Here is a 17,748-nt window from a genome sequence, read left to right as displayed (position 1 = left end):
TGGCGTTCACTCCTGACCACCACAGCCGCACCGGTTTCGCCTCACCGCCGCTGGGCAGATGCTCGACATGAAGGCGGATCACGGTGCCCGGCGATGATCGGCAATGCTCCGCCATGGCCACTCCAGGCGCAGCGCTGTGTCAGCCGAGGATGCAACCGGTCCCGCGCCTGCGCGGTCGCGGTTCCATACAGTCGGGTATCAGTGGTCGTCGCGGCGTGCGGCTGGCCCCAGGAAGCGGGATCACCGAACACAAACTCGGTGCCGTGTCTGGGCGGTCGCACCCTTGTGCCGGGCTCGCGGAGTGGTGCTGCCCGACGCAGGACCCGGCCTGAGCGCATCCGACCCACGATCTCGACCGGCAGATCACTGAGCAGATAGGCGATGCAGGGTAGGTCGTAGCCTGCGTCGGCCACCACCGTGATCGCTGGATCGCCTTGTTTCCACTGGCCTGCGGCGATCAGTCGCTCGATGACCTCGCGGAGCTGGGCGGTAGTGAGGGCGCTGCGACATCAGCACCCGGTGGTAGCCGCAGGGCGTCGAGCACCGCGGTCCACGAAGTGCGCAGCCCTTGAGTCGAGTTCCTTCTGTCGCAAGAGCGAATGATCGACCAGGGCTGCGTTCCTGATCAACCGCGTCCCGCCGCAGACTCCACAGGTTCAAGATCAAGGTTAAGCATCGCGACTGGCTTGGTGACAAGTTCCGCGCTGGTGCCGTTTGCTGGCAGGCGCCCGCCCATTGCCGGCCGGTTACCGGCTTTGCCGATCAACCCCCTCCGCAATGGCAAGCCGGTCGCCATACTTATCACTGAGGGAGTGAGCCAGGTTCCGCATCGGAAGAAATGAAAGCGAACAGGGACTACCAGGACGGCATCTTCCGTCGCCGCGGGCGGTCGTCACGCCATTCGCCCGTCCTTCCTAGTTCCCCGTGGAGTTCAGGAACCGCCGGAGCACGTTCTCGGTGATCCGGGAGACGTCATTGTCGTAGCGAGCGTAGGCCATCGCGCCCGCCCAGCAGATGGAGCCGACCGAAAATACCGAGCCCCGACCATTCCCTTCGATCAGCACGACATCGGACCGCACATCTGGGTTCGAGGTGCCGTCGAGTCCGGGACCGATTTCGCTGCGAACCTCAATGGCGGGATAGTAGAGCTCGTTGTGAGAGGAGGACAGGAGTACCCGGGCGTGCGCCGGGGTACCACGTCGCGGGTCGGCACAGTCGAGTTCGTCCCCGGCCGCGCCGCCGAGCACCAAGCCGTTCTCACCGATCACTTCCGAGATGACTCCCGCAAAAACCCATTCTAGGTCTGGGGAGAAACTGTCGGGTGTCCGCCGGTAGGGCGAGGCACCAGCCCAGCCCACGGCGCTCATACCTATCCCGAGAACCGGGTTCGTATCGTAGCCGCGGTGCCGCCAGGCACCGCCGAGTTCGCCGGTTGAACTGTGGTGGAGCTCCGCTGGATGCGAGGTCCAGTTCCGGGTCGCGGAGTACCCGCGCCGCACCTCGATGGCCGTCCGGGCTGCATCGGTGTAACTGGTGACCCAGTAGAATCCGTTTCCACCGAGATACATGACGTTTCCGCCATTTTCGAGGTAGCGTTCTACGGCTTCGAACTCGCCGCGTGTCGGGTACTCTGGATGACTTCCAGTCAGGACGACATCGTAGTGCCGCAACGCGTCCACGCCGTGCTCATCGAGGCCTTCGTCCGTGATGACGTCGAAATCCACACCGAGATGCTCCAGCCAGCCGGTGATGAACAAATCGGCGGAGAAGTGCCGTCTGCCCGCCGAAAGCCAATTGACGTAATTGGGCCGCATATTGACCAGTGGTCGGAGCTTGGTCGCGTACGCCACCCCGCTGCCGTCGGAGTGCGTATCGTAGAGAGACCGACCCAGTCCGGGGTTTTCCCTCAGTGTCTTCTCCGCGTCATCCAGCACGATGGGGCTTGCCATCAGCTTCGTGTGCGCCTCGCCGCGTTCTCCCTCCCACAAATGTTCACTCGCATACGCGACGTAGGTGTTCGTGGGCGCGATGAACAGCATCTTGGAATTGGGCTCTCGTGATGTTACATAAAACGGAAGATAATCGGTCTTGTCCAGCTGGGTCAGTTTGAACGCATATATTCCGGAAGGCATCCCATCCGGCACCGTCAAAGCAAAGTCAGGCAACCAGCCCGCATCGCCCAGATCGTCGTCGTGGAAATGAATGGCGTTCCACTGCGCGGGGTCGTCTGTGTATCGAATGGTCGCCCGGTCCCAGCGATGTCCCAGAACTGCGCGGGCAGGGCGGTTGATCAGGGTTCCGTGCCAGCCGTACGGCCCGGTATCGATGACCCTGTCCGAGGACACCTCAAGGCTGAAGTCCCATGCGGCGAGCGCCTCCCGCCCGGCCCCGGCCAGAGAGGAATACACCGCGGGGTTCTCGATCCGGCCGTTGAAGTGATCGCAACCGGCGACACCGGCGGCGAAGGTGAGGACATCGGGGCGAAACAGCCAGTCCTGATGTGCCATCGTGCCGGCTGCACCGTCCTTGACGACCGCGTGCTGGGCCCCATCATCCCCGGCCAGCTCCAGCCGCACGGTGTCCGGGCCGACCTCAGCCGAGAGGTGCACCCACCGGGCGCGCTCCACGGGCTCGGGCCAGCGGAGGACGCTCAGTTCCTCGGATCCTTGGCTCAACGCCAGGAAAAGGAACCCGGCCTCGTCGATACCCATCGTCAGCCGTAGGGCTTCCGGTGCCATCGCGGCCTCGAACAAGACTTGCCGGGTGCGCCCCGGCAGGGTCGGCTGACACCAGAGGGTCACCGCGAATTCCGCGTTCAGGGGCGCGCCCGGGGTAGGGATCTTCAGGTAGGACCCTGTTGTCAGCGGCTGCTGCCGGGCCGGGTACCTGCCGTTCGCGGACGCCGGGAGGTTCTCCTCGACGGCGACGGCCGGCGTGGCGGATTGGTCGATGCCGTGAAAACGAACGAGTTGCGCCTGGTAGCTACCCGGCTCCGAGGCACTTACGTAGAAATGCATGGTGTCCCCGGCTGCCCCGCTCAGCCGGTCCGAGTATCCCATTATCGGCATGGTATTCCTTTCGATTCGCGCGGCTGGTCAACTGTGTCGGTGCACCCGGTCAGGCTGCGGCGGGGATCGGGGCCTGTACAGGCACCGGGGAACTCGGGTGTAGTCGTCGCCGAGCCTCTCCGGCAGGACAGCCGACGGAGCCTTCTGGAAGGTCAGTGGCCGCAGGAAGCGGCGAACCGCCGACGCGCGCCCCTGCCCGCCGCATGACTGGAAGCAGCCGTGGCAACGATCTCCGCGACCAGCTCCGGGCTCGTTGCCGTGATGTCGGTCTGCAACATGGCTCCCGCTCAGAGATTCACCGCTGAGATCGTCGTGGTCACTGCCTGCGCCGCCTCCCTGGACGATGCTCCTAACAACCCGAACGCGAGTACAAGGTAGTATGTTATTTGCTACCTGGATGCCGATGCCGCCGCGAGCATCCAAATCCGTTCTTCGCAGGGGAAGCCAGCACATGATCTCTTCTAGTACGGGCCTCAAGCGCGCAAGCCTCCGCGACCAGGCGCTTGCCGTCATCCGTGAGGCGATGGTGTCCGGCGACCTCAAGCCCGGCGAGATTTACTCCGCCACCGCCCTCGCCGCCGACCTTGGTGTGTCGCCCGGCCCGGTGCGTGAAGCGCTGCTCACTCTGGTCAATCAAGGACTGATGGAAGCGGTGCGCAATCGCGGGTTTCGGGTGATTCCCTTCGACGACTCGGATCGGCGGGAGATCTACGAACTCCGTGCGCTGCTCGAGATTCCCGCCATGGTGAACCTGGCCGGGAACTCCTCGGTGAACGACGCCTACGCCCAGTACCGGCGGATCGCCGGCGAGATCGTGGATGCCGCCAAGGCCGGGGATTTGATCGCCTATCTGGATGCGGATCGTCGGTTTCACCTCGGCCTGCTCGGATTTTTCGGGAATAGTCGCCTCGTCGCCACCGTCGATGGGCTACGCGATCAGACCCGCTTGTTCGGCCTGCATGAGCTGTCCGAGCAGGGCGACCTGACCGCTTCGGCCGAGGAGCACCTGCCGATTCTGGACGCGATCGTCGCCGGCGATGCGGGCGCGATCAACTCCCTGATGTACCGGCATTTTGACCACATCAAAGGTGATTGGGCAGATGCACAGGGCGCCGGAACCCCGGCCGACAGGTGGCTCCCCTTCCGGAGCTCTACTCGGTAGAGCTCCTCCGGAAGGAGAGCCACCCGAGCCGCTTAGGGGTGGCTCCGGTTGAACCGGTCAGCCCGGGGCAGCTCGATGGACAACCATGCGGTCGGCAGTGCTCAGACGCCGACAGACAAAGCTGCTTCGACGTCCTTCACCACCTGGGCATGGTCGACCTCTCCCAGGGGACCGCGCGGCGGACGAGTCGGGCCACCGTACAAACCGGCGACCTCCTGGGACAGTTTGATCGCTTGCACAAACGTGTGCTTGGTGTCCCACAAGAATGCCGGCTGGAGGCGCGCGTACAGGGTACGCGCCTCTTCGACGCGGCCGGCGGTGCCCAGTTCGAAGATCTTGGCACATGCCTTGGGCATCGAGTTGGAGAAACCGCCGATCCAGCCCACGACCCCCATCAGGGTGGCCTCCAGCACGTTGTCATCAGCGCCGGCCAGCACATCCAGCCGTGGAGCACTCTGCTGGATGCTGGTGATGCGGCGAATATCGCTGGAGAATTCCTTGACCGCGACCACGTTCTCGATATCGGCGATGCGCCCCAGCAGCTCCGCGGTCAGGTCAACCCGGGTGTCGAACGGGTTGTTGTAAGCGACAATCGGCAGACCGACCTCGGCGATCTCCCGATAGTGAGCAACGATTTCGGCATCGTTGGCGCGGTAGGCATTCGGCGGCAACGCCAGCACGGCATGCGCACCGGCGGCCTGGGCCTGCTCGGTCCACCGACGCGACTCGGCCGATCCGTACGCGCCGACACCGGGAACGACGTGGAAGCCTGCCGGGGCCGCCTCGACGGCCAGCTCGACAACGCGGGCTCGCTCCTGTGGAGTGAGGACCTGGTACTCGCCCAGCGATCCGTTCGGCGCAATGCCGTCGGCGCCGTTCTCGGCAAGAAAGCGAACGTGTTCCTGGAATCTGTCGTAATCGATCGACATGTCTTCAGCGAAGGGCAATGTCGAGGCAACAACGATCCCATGCCAGGGCTTCGAAATCACGAAAATTTCCTTCCTCATTACGGCTTTACACTTGCCGCGCAATATGGCGGACCGGAGCGGTGGGAAATCAGCCGGTCACCGGTTGCATCCAGGTGTCGCCGAGAACGTAGCCTTCCGGGAACGGGTCCGTGGGGCTGATCCCGTACTGCATGAAGCCCGTGATCCACGCTTGTCCCGCGATGGTGGGCACAATCGCGGGAACCTCGCCGACCGTAGTGGTCGAATGGACAGTCCCCTCGAACCGCGTGCCGATGATCGATTCGTGCACGAATGTCTCGCCGGGTTCGATTTCTCCACGGGCGTGCAGTACCGCAAGGCGAGCCGACGTTCCGGTGCCGCACGGTGACCGATCGAATCGGCCGGGCGAAATGACGACCCCGTTCCGCGCGGTCAGCACCCCATCCTTGCGCTGGACCGGGGTGGTGAATTCGGTCTGGGTGATGCCGGGGTACTCGGGATGCGTGGGATGTACCGCCGACAGCTGTTCCGCGGCGGCCGCTTTGATGCGCTGGCCCAGCACGGCGAGCTCTCGGGCCTCCTCGGGGACGAGGTTGAACCCGAGCGAGGGAGCGTCGACCAGCACGTAGGCCATCCCGCCCCAGGCCACATCCACGGCCAGCGACCCGAGTTGTGGAACGTCGATCTGCGCGCCGAGGTGGTAGACGAACGCGGGTTGATTTGTGAACTTTACCTTGGTTACCTGACCTTGCGAACAATGGCATTCGACCGTGATCAGCCCGGCAGGCGATTCCAGCGTCAAGGTGGTGACCGGCTCGACCATCGGGACGATCCCCGTCTCCAGCAGGACGGTCGCGACGCACATCAGGTTACTGCCCGACATGGCTGGATACTCGGTGGGTTCGAGAATGACGAACCCCATATCGGCATCGGGGTTATTTGACGGGAAAATGATGTCGCTGTGGCAGGCGACACTCCCCCGCGGTTCCCTTAGCAGGATTTGCCTGATCTCGTCGCGGTTTTCCTGCAAGTAATTTCGCTTGTCGAACATCGTGTCGCCGGGAATATTTCCAACTCCGCCGACGACCACGTTCCCGATTTCCCCTGCGGCGTGGCAGCCCACCACGTGGAGCAGGTTGTCCAATCGCACTGGTTCACCCTTCTAGCGCGTCGTAATTCTGTTGTCTTTGTTCGGCCTCGTTGTCGACGACCTTCTTGATGTCGGCCTGTACGAGTTGGACCTTGGCGAGAATCTCGTCGACGGCGGTCCAAGCGAACGGCTTCGAGTCGGTGTTCCAGTGGTCGATGCCGTGGCGGATCATTCGCCGACGCCGGAGACAAAAATCTCGCCACGATCGATCACGGCATCGAGGATGCCGCCGTCGAGGTCATCCGCGGCTTCAGTTGGGGTCGGAGCATTTCGCCCCTGGCCGGGATATCCTACGCGTTTTGCATTCTCCGGCGTCATGAAGTAGGCGCCGGCGATGATCGACGACAGCAGGTGGAAATCCGCCGAGCCTAGGCCGGAGGGCCGCGTCGTCGCGCCCTCCGTGGCCTGTCCTTCGGCCACGGCCTTCAGCGTGGGACGCAGCATTCCGCGGTCCACCGTCGATAATGCGTCCAGTACCGTGACGAATCGCTGGAAAGAATCGGCCCGTGCACTGATCGCCAGGTTGAGATGCCCCTGCTGCGCGAATGACGCCGAGGCGCTCGGCTGGTCACCGGATGCCGGGATCAGAATATCGGCCACCGCCATCAACGTGTCGTACTGCGATTCCGTCAGCTTTCCCGGCAGGGCGGTCATACGCGGGTGCACTGAAAGACGTACCGAGCCGTTTTCCTGATTCATGACATCACTCGATTCGACTTGGCGTCTTCGACGATCCCACGCGCGACTCGCAATGCCAGGGCGGCGATCGTGGCGGTCGGATTGACCGCACCGCCGGTGACGAACAAGCTGCCGTCCGCGATGTACAGATTGGGAACGTCGTGTGTCCGGCCATAAGGATCGGTGACCGAGGTAGCCGGGTCGTTGCCCATCCGGGCTGTGCCGAGCAGGTGCCCGGGCTGGTCGATCCACAGCTCGGTCGCCAGTGTTTCGACGGCACCCGAAGCCTGGTGCAACTCCTGCAGACGGTCCACTGTGAACTTCAGGATCCTTCTGGTGTTCTCGCTGATCCGGTAGTGGACCTTGGGTGCGGGAAGGCCGTTGGAATCGGTCAGAGTCTCGTCCAGGGTAATCCGGTTGTGTTCCTCGGGCAGATCCTCGACCTGCGCCGCCCACATCACACCACCCTGTGCCCGCGCGGCAATTCGGTGGATTCCTTCTCCCCAGAGCCTGTCGAAGCCCAGGGCGCGGTGAGTTTCTATCGCGTTCAACGGGCCTGGGGTCGGCAGGACGTGCATCTTCGAACCGCGCACGAAACCACGGGCGCGGTCGGTCTCGTAGAACTGCATCGAATAGATGAGCTGGCCTGCCGGCCCGCGATGGCTCTGCAAGTCTTCTTCGTAGTAACCGATAACCGACGAGTTCGGATGCAACATCAGGTTGCGCCCGACCAGACCGCTGGAGTTCGCCAGGCCGTCCGGATACCGGTTGTCGGCGCTGAGCAGGAGCAACCTGGGCGTTCCGATGCCGTTCGCACACATGACGACCGCGGTCGCCCGCTGGAGATGCTCGGTGCCATCGCGATCGAGCCAGATCGCGCCCTCCGCGAGCCCGGTTTTCCCGGTCACGATCGTACGTACCCGGGCACCGGTCACGATCTTGGCGCCCGCCTGCATGGCATGTGGCCAGTAGGCCAGGTCGAACGAAGCCTTCGCCCCCTGCGGGCAACCGAACTCACAGGTTCCCCAGCGAACACAAGGTTCTAGAGCTTTGTGCTTGTGCGTGGGAATGGCGTTGGATCCGGGCCACCAGTGCCAGCCCAGGTTGTTGACCCCTTCCGCCGCTTTCCGCCCGACCTTGCCGATCGGGTGCGGAGGCATCGGATAGCTGAGGTCGGCCGGGTATGCGGTGTCCCCGTCGAGCCCGGACACGCCGATGAACTTGTCGACTTCGTCGTGGTAGGGCGCTAGATCGCGGTAGGTGATGGGCCAGTCCTCGGCCACCCCGTCGACCGTCTTGACCCGAAAGTCCGAAGGCATCAGACGTGGCCACTCGGCACCGTAGAAGATCGTGCCGCCACCCACCGCGTTGTACATGACGGGCGTCATGTCGGAGTCGGTTACCTCGAGCGGATAGTCCGCGGGCATCTGGCGGATGTTCGGGTCGTGATGCCAGCGGTTCTGGATGAGCAGTTCCCACTCCGGATGGTTTCCCGGAAAATCCGCTGGGTTGACCCAGTCGCCCTGCTCCAGGCAAAGCACGGTGAACCCGTTCGCTGCCAAGGTGTGGGCAACGACGGCCCCGGACGGACCCGCTCCGATGATCAGGACATCCACAGCGTCCGATGTAGTGGTCATAATTCTCCTTCTGCCGGGTCGGCGCGGCCGAAGCCCAATCGGCAACGGGCTACGAATCCAGGGAAATCCCGATCTGCTTCACGCGGGTGAACTCCTCGATTCCGGCGAGGCCGCCTTCCTTGCCGTATCCGGACTGGTTGAAGCCGCCGAGCGGGATGTCCGCGGCGACCAGCAGATGGCTGTTGATCCACACGTTGCCGAAGTTGAGGGCGTTCACGACTCGGATTCCCCGTGCGACGTCTCGCGTCCACACCGAGCCCGCGAGTCCGAATTGGACACCGTTGGCCATGCCGATGGCTTCCTCCTCGGTCGAGAAGGTCTGCATCGTCAGCACGGGACCGAAGATTTCCTGCTGGACCAGGTCGTCATCCTGGCGAAGGTCGCGAATGAAGGTAGCGGGCACGAAGTAGCCGGGACGGGGGTCGCGTTCCCCGCCGTACAGCAGGCGTGCATGCGCAGGGCGGTTCTCGATGAGTTGCATGACGCGATCACGGTGGTCGGCCGAGACCACCGGGCCGAGAATCGTCTGGGGATCAAAGGGGTCACCGAGCTCGATCTTTTCCAGCTGGGCGAGGATCGCCGCGGAGAGCGAATCGGCCACCATCTTGTGGGCGAGGACACGGGTCGCCGCCATGCACTCCTGGCCCGCGTTGACCAGGCCGGCTTCGACGATGGCCGCTGCCGTGGCATCGATGTTCGCATCCTCGAACACGACCACCGGCGCGTTTCCGCCGAGTTCCAGGATGGTGCGGAGGGGGCGTTCGGCCGCGGCTTGCGCCACGGCGCGCCCGGTCGCGGTCGATCCGGTGAACGAGATCAGGTCGATGCCGGGGTGCCCGATCAGGTGCGCGCCGACCGTATGACCGTATCCCTGCACCAGGTTCAGCACGCCTGCCGGCAGGAACTCCTGTGCCAGCCGCACGAACGCGGTGGTACCGACCGGGGTGATCTCGGCCGGCTTGATCACCACCGCGTTTCCGGTGGCCAGAGCTGGAACGATCTTCCACACCGCCTGCCACAAGGGATAGTTCCACGGGGTGATGGCGGCGACCACGCCCACCGGCTCGCGTCGGATGAGCGTCGTAGCTCCCGGCACGTACTCGGCCGACGCCTGTCCGCCCAACGTACGTGCAGCGCCCGCGAAGTGGTGGATCGCGTCCACCAGGTCGTTGAATTCGCCGTCCTGCGTGGCGGTGATGGGTTTACCTGCGTCTGCCACCTCCAGCCGGACGAAGTGGTCGATCCGGTCCGCAAAGGCCGTGGCGAGTGCCCGCAAGATTTCCGAGCGCTCACGCGGAGTCTTGGCCGCCCAGGCCGGCTGGGCGCGCCGGGCAGCACTCACGGCTCGGTCGACATCGGCGGGGCTTGCGGACTGGTAGCGGGTGATCACCTGGCCGGTCGCGGGTTCGAACACCTCCACGGTCTCGGCCCCTGTGCCGGCGGACCAGCTCCCGTCGATGAAGTTCTCGATCGCGCGATCCAGGGCGTCCAGCGCCGTCGTCATCTTTGTACTCCTCAGTTCTGGGCGTGCCGTCAGCATCAGCCGAAAGCAATGTTCAACATGTAACAGGTAACATATTACTGTGCCACTTTGAGGTCAAGGGCGATCCCGAAACCGCAGGTCAGCCCGTGCGCCGAAGGGCTGCGCGTGAGAAAATTGCCTGCCTCACTACCGAAGCCATGTGATGTGTGACATGCTACCCGCCACCAGTGACACCACGCACAGGGTCATTCGATGACATCGAATACCCACCACCTGGCAGTCGAACCCGCCGGGTAACGCGTCGCTCGGCAGGATCACGCCCGGGCCTGGACGTCCGGGTGGCTACTTGTCTCTGGCCATACGATCACCAACATTGAGCACATCGCTGCTCGCGATCAACAACGGACAGAAATATGACACGTCTTGATCTCCCCGATGAGTTTGACCGCGCCACATCTCCCGCGACTTCCGGTGCCCCAGCACATTCGGACAGCGACGACGGCGGCCTGGCCAAATTCGGCTACAAACAGGAATTGAACCGTGCGCTGGGACTGTTCTCCTCCTTCGGAGTTCAGTTCACCTCCATCTCCATCGGGTCGGTCATCTTCACGACCCTAGTCGTGGGGCTCCATTTCTTCGGGCCGGCCTCGTTCTGGCCGTTTGTCGTCGGTGGCATGTTGCAGACGGTGTTCGTCGGCCTGGCGGTGGCCCAGCTCGTATCGGCTTTCCCGTTGTCCGGCGGCGTCTATCAGATTGTCGGGAGGGTAGCTCCCCGGTTTCCGGGGCTCGCCTGGCAGAGCGGCTGGTGGCTGGTCGTCGCCCACATCGTTGCGGTGTCGTCGGTTTCAGTCGGCATGGTGCCGATTGTCGCCGGATGGTTCGGCAATCCCACGCCGACGCCGGGGCAGACCGCATTGTGGGCCGTCGGCATCATCCTGGTCGTCACGATCGTGAACATCGCCGGGGTCAAGGCATCGGCGTTTTTGAACAACATCGGGGTATGGGCGGAACTCGCGGTCATCCTGCTCATCATCGGCGCCCTGGTGGCGTTCCGGTACGATCGGGCGCCCGCCTCGATCGCATTCGATACCGCCGGGACCGTGTCCGGAGGAGGTTGGGCTGTGGTTCCTTTCCTGTTCGCGATGATCTTGCCGGCCTATGCGATTTCCAGTTTCGATGCCACCGGCAATGCGGCCGAGGAGACCAAGAATGCCGCCCGAAACGCGGCGCTGGGCACGGTGTTGGCCAATGTACTGGCCCTTGTGGCGGGAAGCGTGGTCTTCTACCTCCTCATTCGCGCGATTCCAAGCGTCGATGGTGTGATGAAGTCCGAAGCGCCGGTGAAATACATCTTGGATTCATCGGTCGGCGCCACCGTTGCCACGGTCTTCGAGGCAATCGCGATCGTCGCGTTGCTGGCGTGCGTGGCCATGCTCCAGCTGACCGCGGTCCGGGTGGTGTGGTCCCAGGCCCGGGATAAGCAGCTACCGGCGGCCGGCTGGTTCCACAAGCTCAACGGCCAGAAAGTCCCGATCAACGCGACCATTGTTGTCGCGGCGATGTCCATCGCGGTCTGCTTTTGGTCCGCGTTGCTCAGCGTGCTGTCGGCCATGACCGCACTGGCCTGGGCCATGGCTTACGGGAGCGTGGTCATCGCCGCACTGCCCGCCGTGGTGAAGCGACGGCTGCCGGACCATCCTTTCGACCTGAAGGCGGCCTCGGTACCGGTGTTCGTAGTGGCTGTTGTCTGGTCGATCGTGTTGTGCGTGATCCTGATCTGGTCCGACTGGATCAATGTCGGACTCGGCATGGGCGCGGTCATCCTGGCCGGAATGGTGATCTACCGAACTATTCCTGCTGAACATCGAGGGAAGACCCTCATGACGGAATTCAACCGAAACTGAGTGAAATGATGTCAGAAATCGAAAATCGGATCAGGCAACTAGGACTGTCGTTGCCCCAGGTTGTACCGCCGCTCGCGGCATACGTTCCGGCCACGCGCTCGGGCCCTTTCCTCTACACCGCAGGGCAGATTCCGTTGCGCAACGGATCCCCGATCGCGACCGGAAAGGTCGGTGTCGAGGTTTCGGCCGAGGTCGCCGCCGCCTGCGCTCGCCAGTGCGCCCTTAACGCACTAGCGGCGGCTGGCACGGTAATCGAATCCCTGGACGACATTAGGTCTGTGGTCAAGTTGACGGCCTACATAGCCTGCGCGGATGACTTCCTCGATCTTCCCTTGGTCGGAAATGGCGCCAGCGAGTTGCTGGTAGACATACTCGGCGACCGCGGCAAGCACGCCAGAACCGCGATAGGGGCGAAGAAGCTTCCCCTGGATGTTCCCGTGGAGATCGACTTCCAATTCGAACTTGTCCAGTAAATTCCGAATGAACCGGGTCGCGCCGGTTTCTGTTGAAAGTTGGACTCCATGACCAATCCTGGCCTCGCTGCCGAGCGAAAGCAGGTCCGTCTCGGGGCGTCCATCGTCGCCGCCGCGATCGGCAACTTCGTCACCTGGTTCGACTACGCGACCTACGGATTCCTGGCGATCGTTATCGGCGATCTGTTCTTCCCCTCCGGGAATCCTACGGCGAGCCTACTTTCCTCCTTTGCGGTATTCGGTGTGGCACTACTGATGCAGCCCGTCGGGGCATTTATATTCGGGCAGCTGGGCGACAAGCTGGGACGAAAGACGATCCTGGCGACGGTTGTGATCGCGATGTCCGCCGCCACGGCGTCCGTCGGGCTGCTGCCCACCTATGAGTCCGTCGGAATCCTCGCCCCCATCCTGCTTCTTCTCGCGCGGCTCATCCAAGGCGTGGCCGGCGGGGGCGAACCGGGCGGCGCCGCCACCTTCCTCATCGAATCAGCACCAGAGGCCAGGCGCGCCAGGACGGTCAGCTTCTGGCACGCGTCGAGCTACTTCGCCAATATCTCGGCCTCATTGCTCGTGCTGCTGCTCTTCACGGTGCTTACCCACGATCAAATGTACTCCTGGGGCTGGCGAATCCCGTTCCTGATCGCGGCTCCAATCGGGCTGATCGGCCTCTTCATCCGGCTTCGCTTGAGCGATACCCCAGAATTCCAGAACCTGAAAGAGAAGGGGCAGCTCAGCGAATCTCCGTTGCGGGAGGTGCTCACCCGGTACCGGCGACAGATCTTCCAGGTGATCGGCTGCTCGGCGTTCCAGTACGCGATCTACTATTTCGTCAACATTTACATGGAGACCTATATCAAGTCCCAGCTGAATTTGTCCAATACGACCGCGTCGATATCGACCGCGGCGAGCCTCGGAGTAGCCTGTGTGACGATCTTCGCTTTCGCGAGGGTGTGCGATCGCGTCGGCCGCAAGCCGGTGCTGACGGTGGCCGTGGTCTTGGCCATCGTCACCCCGCTACCGGCCTTCTTCGTGATCAACAGCAACGTGGTGGGCCTAGCAATCCTGGGGCATTTGCTGCTGGCAATCCCGATGTCGATGTTCATGGCGGCCTCGGGTGCGGCGCTGGTGGAGATCTTCCCGGCACGCGTACGGTACTCGGGCTTCTCAATTGGGTTTAATGTCGCCGGCGCCGTGTTCGGCGGATCCCTTGCCTACGTGGCGACCCTGCTCATCGATCTGACCGGATCACCGATCGCGCCGTCGGTGCTCATCGTCGCCACGGCGGTTCTTGCGTTCATCGCGGTGCGGTCGATGCCGGAAACCGCGCCAAGAACGGCGGCACGGAACGGCGACAGCGGCACCGACGTTCTTACCGGGGTGTCTTCCGATGCGATCGCCACTCCGCGGGACCAGTAGCAGCGGTTTATCCGCAGACTCGGTAGCAGCATCATGTGTGCTGGCCGGCGTGGCTCCCTGACCTGCGAGAGAGGCACGCCGGCCGATCTTCCGCACCCGTGCCCTCGTCTCCGGCGAACTTGTCGTGAGCGGCGCGAGGTAGGTCGGCTCCCCCGCTGGGCTAGCAAACCACCACCATCAGCGTCTTCGGACCGACCAGAATCCCAGGAGTACCTTGCCGCGTGTGGGTTGAGATGATATGTCACATTGCGCCCATGCTGGGGTGTCGACGAGAGGAGCTGGTTGTGGAGAGGTCCGCCAGTGGAGTTCGGCCGATCAAGCCGATGGCCAGCCTGCGGGACCGCGTGGAGAGTGCGATCGCAGCAGCGATCGTTTCTGGGGAGATGGCGCCTGGGCAGTTGTTCTCCGCCCCGACACTGGCTGCCCGCTTCGGCGTTTCGGCAACACCTGTGCGCGAGGCAATGCTCAATCTGGAGAAGCGCGGGTTCGTGGAGGCGGTCCGGAACAAGGGCTTCCGCATCACCGGCGTCAGCGAGCGCGAGCTGGAGGAGATCGTCGAGGCTCGACGGATGCTCGAGCCACCGGCCATGCGTAAGCTCGCGGGCCGCATTCCACCCGAGGACGTACCCCGGCTGCGAGGAATGGCGAACGACATCGTCGAAGGTGCGCGAGCGGGCGATCTGACCAAGTACCTGGAAGCTGACGTGGCGTTCCATTTGGCGCTGCTGGAGCAGCTGGGCAACCGACAGCTCGTGCGGATCGTGTCCGAGCTCCGGGCGCAGACGCGCATGGTAGGTCTAGCCGAGATGGTGGGTACCCGGGAGCTCAGCAAGTCGGCCGCTGAGCACAATCAGCTGCTCGACCTTCTGGAGGCTGGCGACAGCGACGGCGTCGAGAACCTCACCATGCTGCACATCGGGCACGTTCTTGGCTGGTGGGCCGGGTATCCGGAGCGCGACGCCACGGACTGATAACCCGACAACTGACGCCGATCCATACGAGCCAAAGATCGCATTGCATTCACCTGTGCAATGTGACATATTACTTAGCGCTTGGAAGCCTTCCTTGGCCAGGATCCAGGCCGAGGTGCCCACCACTGCCGGTCGGGCCTGGGGCACCGGGATCGGACAGTGCCTGCTCAACCCGATAGATGCCTTTCCCGCTGGCTTCGTGTTCTAACGACATCCCAGGAGGCCGCCGTGGCTCCCCACCACAGTCCCCGCCCCAGCGATCGCATCCCCGCCGAAGAGTTGGAACGTATCCTCGCCGACGCTGCGGCACTCGCCCCGAGCCTCGGTGCCACGACACCGCGGCAGCGTGCCGAAGGCCTAGCGGCCGTGGCGCAGGAACTGACCAAGGCGACCGACGAACTGGTCGACATCGCGGCCGCCGAGACGGGCTTGTCCGAGGCGCGGTTGCGTGGCGAGATCAAGCGGACAGCAGTTCAGCTCTCGCTGTTCGGAGAAGTGCTCGTCGATGGCGGCTATCTGGACGTGCGCATTGATGCCGAAGACCCTGCTTTCGTCCTCGGCCCGCGCCCGGACCTTCGCCGTTACCTGGTCCCGGTCGGGCCAGTGCTCAACTTCGCGGCGGGCAATTTCCCGTTCGCCTTCTCGGTCGTCGGTGGTGACACTGCCGCGGCCTTGGCAGCAGGCTGCCCCGTCGTGGTCAAGGCGCATCCAGGCCATCCCGGCCTGTCATCGCGCACAGCCGAAGTCGCCCGCGAAGGACTCACAAGCGCCGGGCTGTCCCCCAACGCGCTCCAGGTGATCTTCGGACAGGAGATTGGGGTTACAGCGTTGCAAGATGAGCGGATCGCAGCCGGAAGTTTCACAGGTTCGCTACGTGCTGGTCGCCTGCTGGCCGACGTCGCGGCCGCTCGGCGCAAACCGATTCCGTTCTTCGGGGAGCTAGGCAGCCTGAACCCGGTATTCGTCACCGAAGCCGCGGTTGCGGCAGACGGGATCGGGCTTGCCGAGGGCTATGTCGCCAGCGTGTCGGGTTCCGCCGGACAGCTGTGCACCAAGCCGGGATTCCTGTTCCTGCCAACAGGACATGGTCTGGCACGCGCCATCGCCGACGCGGCGGCGAAGATCGGTGAGCACCGTTTGCTCAACCTAGGCACAGGTTCGGCGTTCACCGCCCGGCGCAACGCGATTCTTGCTGCTCGGGGTGTCACGGTGCTGGCCGAGGGCCTGGCGCGGGCCGACGAGCAGGACCAGGTCTGGGTCACTCCGACGATCGTGTCTGTCCCGATCGAGGCCGTCCGCGAACAGCGGGACATATTTCTGGAGGAGTGCTTCGGCCCGCTGTCCGTCGTGGTCGAGTACAAGCCGGGAGACGGCCTGGCGAACCTGGCCGCCGAGCTCTTCGAAGGCAACCTCACCGGTACCGTGCACGCCGCCCCGGGCGACCCGTCGAGCGACCTCTCGGACCTGCTCACGTGGCTGGCAACCGCCACCGGGCGCGTACTTTTCGGTGGTTGGCCGACAGGGGTCGCAGTCACCCCCGCCATGCAACACGGCGGCCCCTGGCCAGCCACGACGAACGATGCCGGAACCTCAGTCGGCACAGCGGCGATCAGCAGATTCCTGCGTTCGGTGACCTACCAAGGCGTGCCTGAACACCTGCTCCCCCCGCCGCTGCAGGAAGCCAACCCCTGGGGCGTACCACAAACTCGCGGAGCAGCCGGTGCCTCGGCGAACTGGGGACAGCTGTCACCCACGGCCGGTCTGGCGGAACGTGTCCTGCCGCAGCACACTGGGTTCTCCCCTTCCGGGGGCTGAGCACGGTGACCGCTTGCCTGGGGCCGAAACAAGCGCCTGTCCGCGCTCGCCGCGGCTCCAGCACCATTCGAGTACCTGCCATTGCCGGTCACACTCGTTCTCGACCGCATCCGGGACCACGTTGTCGGCGTTCCAACGGCTGTCACGATCCGCGACACCGACGGCGAGATCACCTACGCGGACACCGCTGCCGACCAGCTCGCCCACCTCCTGATCACCCGCGCCATCGGTCCGGAGACCGTCGCGGCAGTGTGCACGCGTGCCGGGCCGCGATACTCGCCGTGCGCAAGACCGACGCCACTCATCTCGCGCTGGACCCGTGAGACGCCATGACCACCGGATCAACAAGCTGCCGGCATAGCGACACCCTCCGTTCGCGGGCTCCATGTGCGACGGACCACGAGTTCGATCTTCAGGTCGACAACCCGTTCGCGCGGAAGATCGCAGCGTAAATCTCACGAACGACCGCCTGCTTGTGGGAGTTGTACTCGGTGACATCCTCAGGCCGTCCCGCAACAGCGAGCACCTTCGCCTCCGCGTACCGGTCTCGATCATGCGGGTGAGAACGGAGCCAGTCGCGAAACAGGATGTGCCGGACAGCCTCATCGGCGTCGGGACCGAAGACATGGAGGTTCACCCGCGGACGCTCCAGGCGAAGCATCCGGTGCTGGTACCACGACGGCTCCCGAACCGTGTGCACATACCCAAGACTCTCCAGCGAGGGGATGTAATCCGCTTCGTTGGCTGGATCCGCCACAATGAGGTCGATGTCGACAACGTCCTTCGCCGGCAGACCGGGAACAGCAGTCGAGCCAACATGGCGGATATCTAGCGCCCGCTGCTCGAGCGCTTCTCCGAGCCGGGTGGCGAGCTGCGCGAATCGCCTAGGCCACTCCGGATCGGAAGGAACCACGACAAGCGCCTCCGCGACGGGACACCCTCGAACCCAGGAATTTTCATCAGGGTCACCGTCCGCAAAAACAGCTACCGACGAAGGAAGAGACATCAGGTGACGCTAGCAGATTACGCAGCTTTGATCAGGCA

Annotated in this window: 15 protein-coding genes; 6 read left to right on the top strand and 9 right to left on the bottom strand. The window is 63.9% G+C overall.

The genetic code is table 11. The features are described from left to right. Nucleotides 1-41: 41 nt before the first annotated feature. The gene (locus AC07FN_RS14025; RefSeq protein WP_478396017.1) at nucleotides 42-458 is read right to left on the bottom strand and encodes a transposase; all 417 of its coding nucleotides are present in this window, start codon (nucleotides 456-458) and stop codon (nucleotides 42-44) included. A gap of 456 nt (nucleotides 459-914) precedes the next feature. Beyond that, the gene (locus AC07FN_RS14020) at nucleotides 915-3,059 is read right to left on the bottom strand and encodes a N,N-dimethylformamidase beta subunit family domain-containing protein (RefSeq protein ID WP_478395968.1); all 2,145 of its coding nucleotides are present in this window, start codon (nucleotides 3,057-3,059) and stop codon (nucleotides 915-917) included. A 460-nt stretch (nucleotides 3,060-3,519) separates the two neighbouring features. On the opposite strand from AC07FN_RS14020, the gene AC07FN_RS14015 reads away from it, so the two are divergent. Continuing rightward, on the top strand, nucleotides 3,520-4,230 hold the full coding sequence (locus tag AC07FN_RS14015) for a GntR family transcriptional regulator (RefSeq protein ID WP_478395967.1): 711 nt from the start codon (nucleotides 3,520-3,522) through the stop codon (nucleotides 4,228-4,230). 101 nt (nucleotides 4,231-4,331) lie between these two features. Here the strand turns inward: AC07FN_RS14015 and AC07FN_RS14010 are convergent, their stop codons facing one another. From AC07FN_RS14010 to AC07FN_RS13985, 6 genes are all read right to left on the bottom strand, one after another. Continuing rightward, complete coding sequence (locus AC07FN_RS14010; protein WP_478395966.1) at nucleotides 4,332-5,219, bottom strand: dihydrodipicolinate synthase family protein; 888 nt, start codon at nucleotides 5,217-5,219, stop codon at nucleotides 4,332-4,334. A gap of 67 nt (nucleotides 5,220-5,286) precedes the next feature. Then, a complete protein-coding gene (locus tag AC07FN_RS14005; RefSeq protein ID WP_478395965.1) occupies nucleotides 5,287-6,321 on the bottom strand; it encodes a proline racemase family protein in 1,035 nt (344 codons plus the stop codon). A 10-nt stretch (nucleotides 6,322-6,331) separates the two neighbouring features. Continuing rightward, nucleotides 6,332-6,499 carry a hypothetical protein gene (locus AC07FN_RS14000; protein WP_478395964.1) on the bottom strand — a complete coding sequence of 56 codons (168 nt, stop codon included), beginning with the start codon at nucleotides 6,497-6,499 and terminating at the stop codon, nucleotides 6,332-6,334. Further along, nucleotides 6,496-7,026, bottom strand: coding sequence for a hypothetical protein (locus tag AC07FN_RS13995; protein ID WP_478395963.1), 531 nt, complete (start codon nucleotides 7,024-7,026; stop codon nucleotides 6,496-6,498). Before AC07FN_RS13995 ends, AC07FN_RS14000 begins: the two co-directional genes overlap by 4 nt. Further along, a complete protein-coding gene (locus tag AC07FN_RS13990) occupies nucleotides 7,023-8,642 on the bottom strand; it encodes a GMC family oxidoreductase (RefSeq protein WP_478395962.1) in 1,620 nt (539 codons plus the stop codon). The genes AC07FN_RS13995 and AC07FN_RS13990 overlap by 4 nt, the downstream gene beginning before the upstream one ends. Nucleotides 8,643-8,691: 49 nt before the next feature. Next, nucleotides 8,692-10,146, bottom strand: coding sequence for an aldehyde dehydrogenase family protein (locus tag AC07FN_RS13985; protein WP_478395961.1), 1,455 nt, complete (start codon nucleotides 10,144-10,146; stop codon nucleotides 8,692-8,694). Between the two features lie 392 nt (nucleotides 10,147-10,538). On the opposite strand from AC07FN_RS13985, the gene AC07FN_RS13980 reads away from it, so the two are divergent. The 5 genes from AC07FN_RS13980 (at nucleotide 10,539) to AC07FN_RS13960 (ending at nucleotide 16,704) form a co-directional block, all read left to right on the top strand. Then, on the top strand, nucleotides 10,539-12,029 hold the full coding sequence (locus AC07FN_RS13980) for an APC family permease (protein WP_478395960.1): 1,491 nt from the start codon (nucleotides 10,539-10,541) through the stop codon (nucleotides 12,027-12,029). Nucleotides 12,030-12,034: 5 nt separating this feature from the next. After that, complete coding sequence (locus tag AC07FN_RS13975) at nucleotides 12,035-12,502, top strand: RidA family protein (protein ID WP_478395959.1); 468 nt, start codon at nucleotides 12,035-12,037, stop codon at nucleotides 12,500-12,502. 48 nt (nucleotides 12,503-12,550) lie between these two features. Further along, nucleotides 12,551-13,918 (top strand): MFS transporter, encoded by a 1,368-nt coding sequence (locus AC07FN_RS13970; protein ID WP_478395958.1) that lies wholly within the window; start codon nucleotides 12,551-12,553, stop codon nucleotides 13,916-13,918. A gap of 323 nt (nucleotides 13,919-14,241) precedes the next feature. After that, a complete protein-coding gene (locus tag AC07FN_RS13965; RefSeq protein ID WP_478395957.1) occupies nucleotides 14,242-14,889 on the top strand; it encodes a GntR family transcriptional regulator in 648 nt (215 codons plus the stop codon). Between the two features lie 228 nt (nucleotides 14,890-15,117). After that, nucleotides 15,118-16,704 carry an aldehyde dehydrogenase (NADP(+)) gene (locus AC07FN_RS13960; protein ID WP_478395956.1) on the top strand — a complete coding sequence of 529 codons (1,587 nt, stop codon included), beginning with the start codon at nucleotides 15,118-15,120 and terminating at the stop codon, nucleotides 16,702-16,704. A gap of 412 nt (nucleotides 16,705-17,116) precedes the next feature. Here the strand turns inward: AC07FN_RS13960 and AC07FN_RS13955 are convergent, their stop codons facing one another. Beyond that, entirely contained in the window at nucleotides 17,117-17,710 is a 594-nt protein-coding gene (locus AC07FN_RS13955; protein ID WP_478395955.1) for a GrpB family protein, read from the bottom strand. Nucleotides 17,711-17,748: the final 38 nt, after the last annotated feature.

This window comes from Saccharopolyspora sp. NPDC045941, from assembly GCF_056431445.1.
The sequence above is the reverse complement of the archived record's forward strand: the minus strand, read 5'-3'. Positions and strand labels throughout refer to the sequence as shown.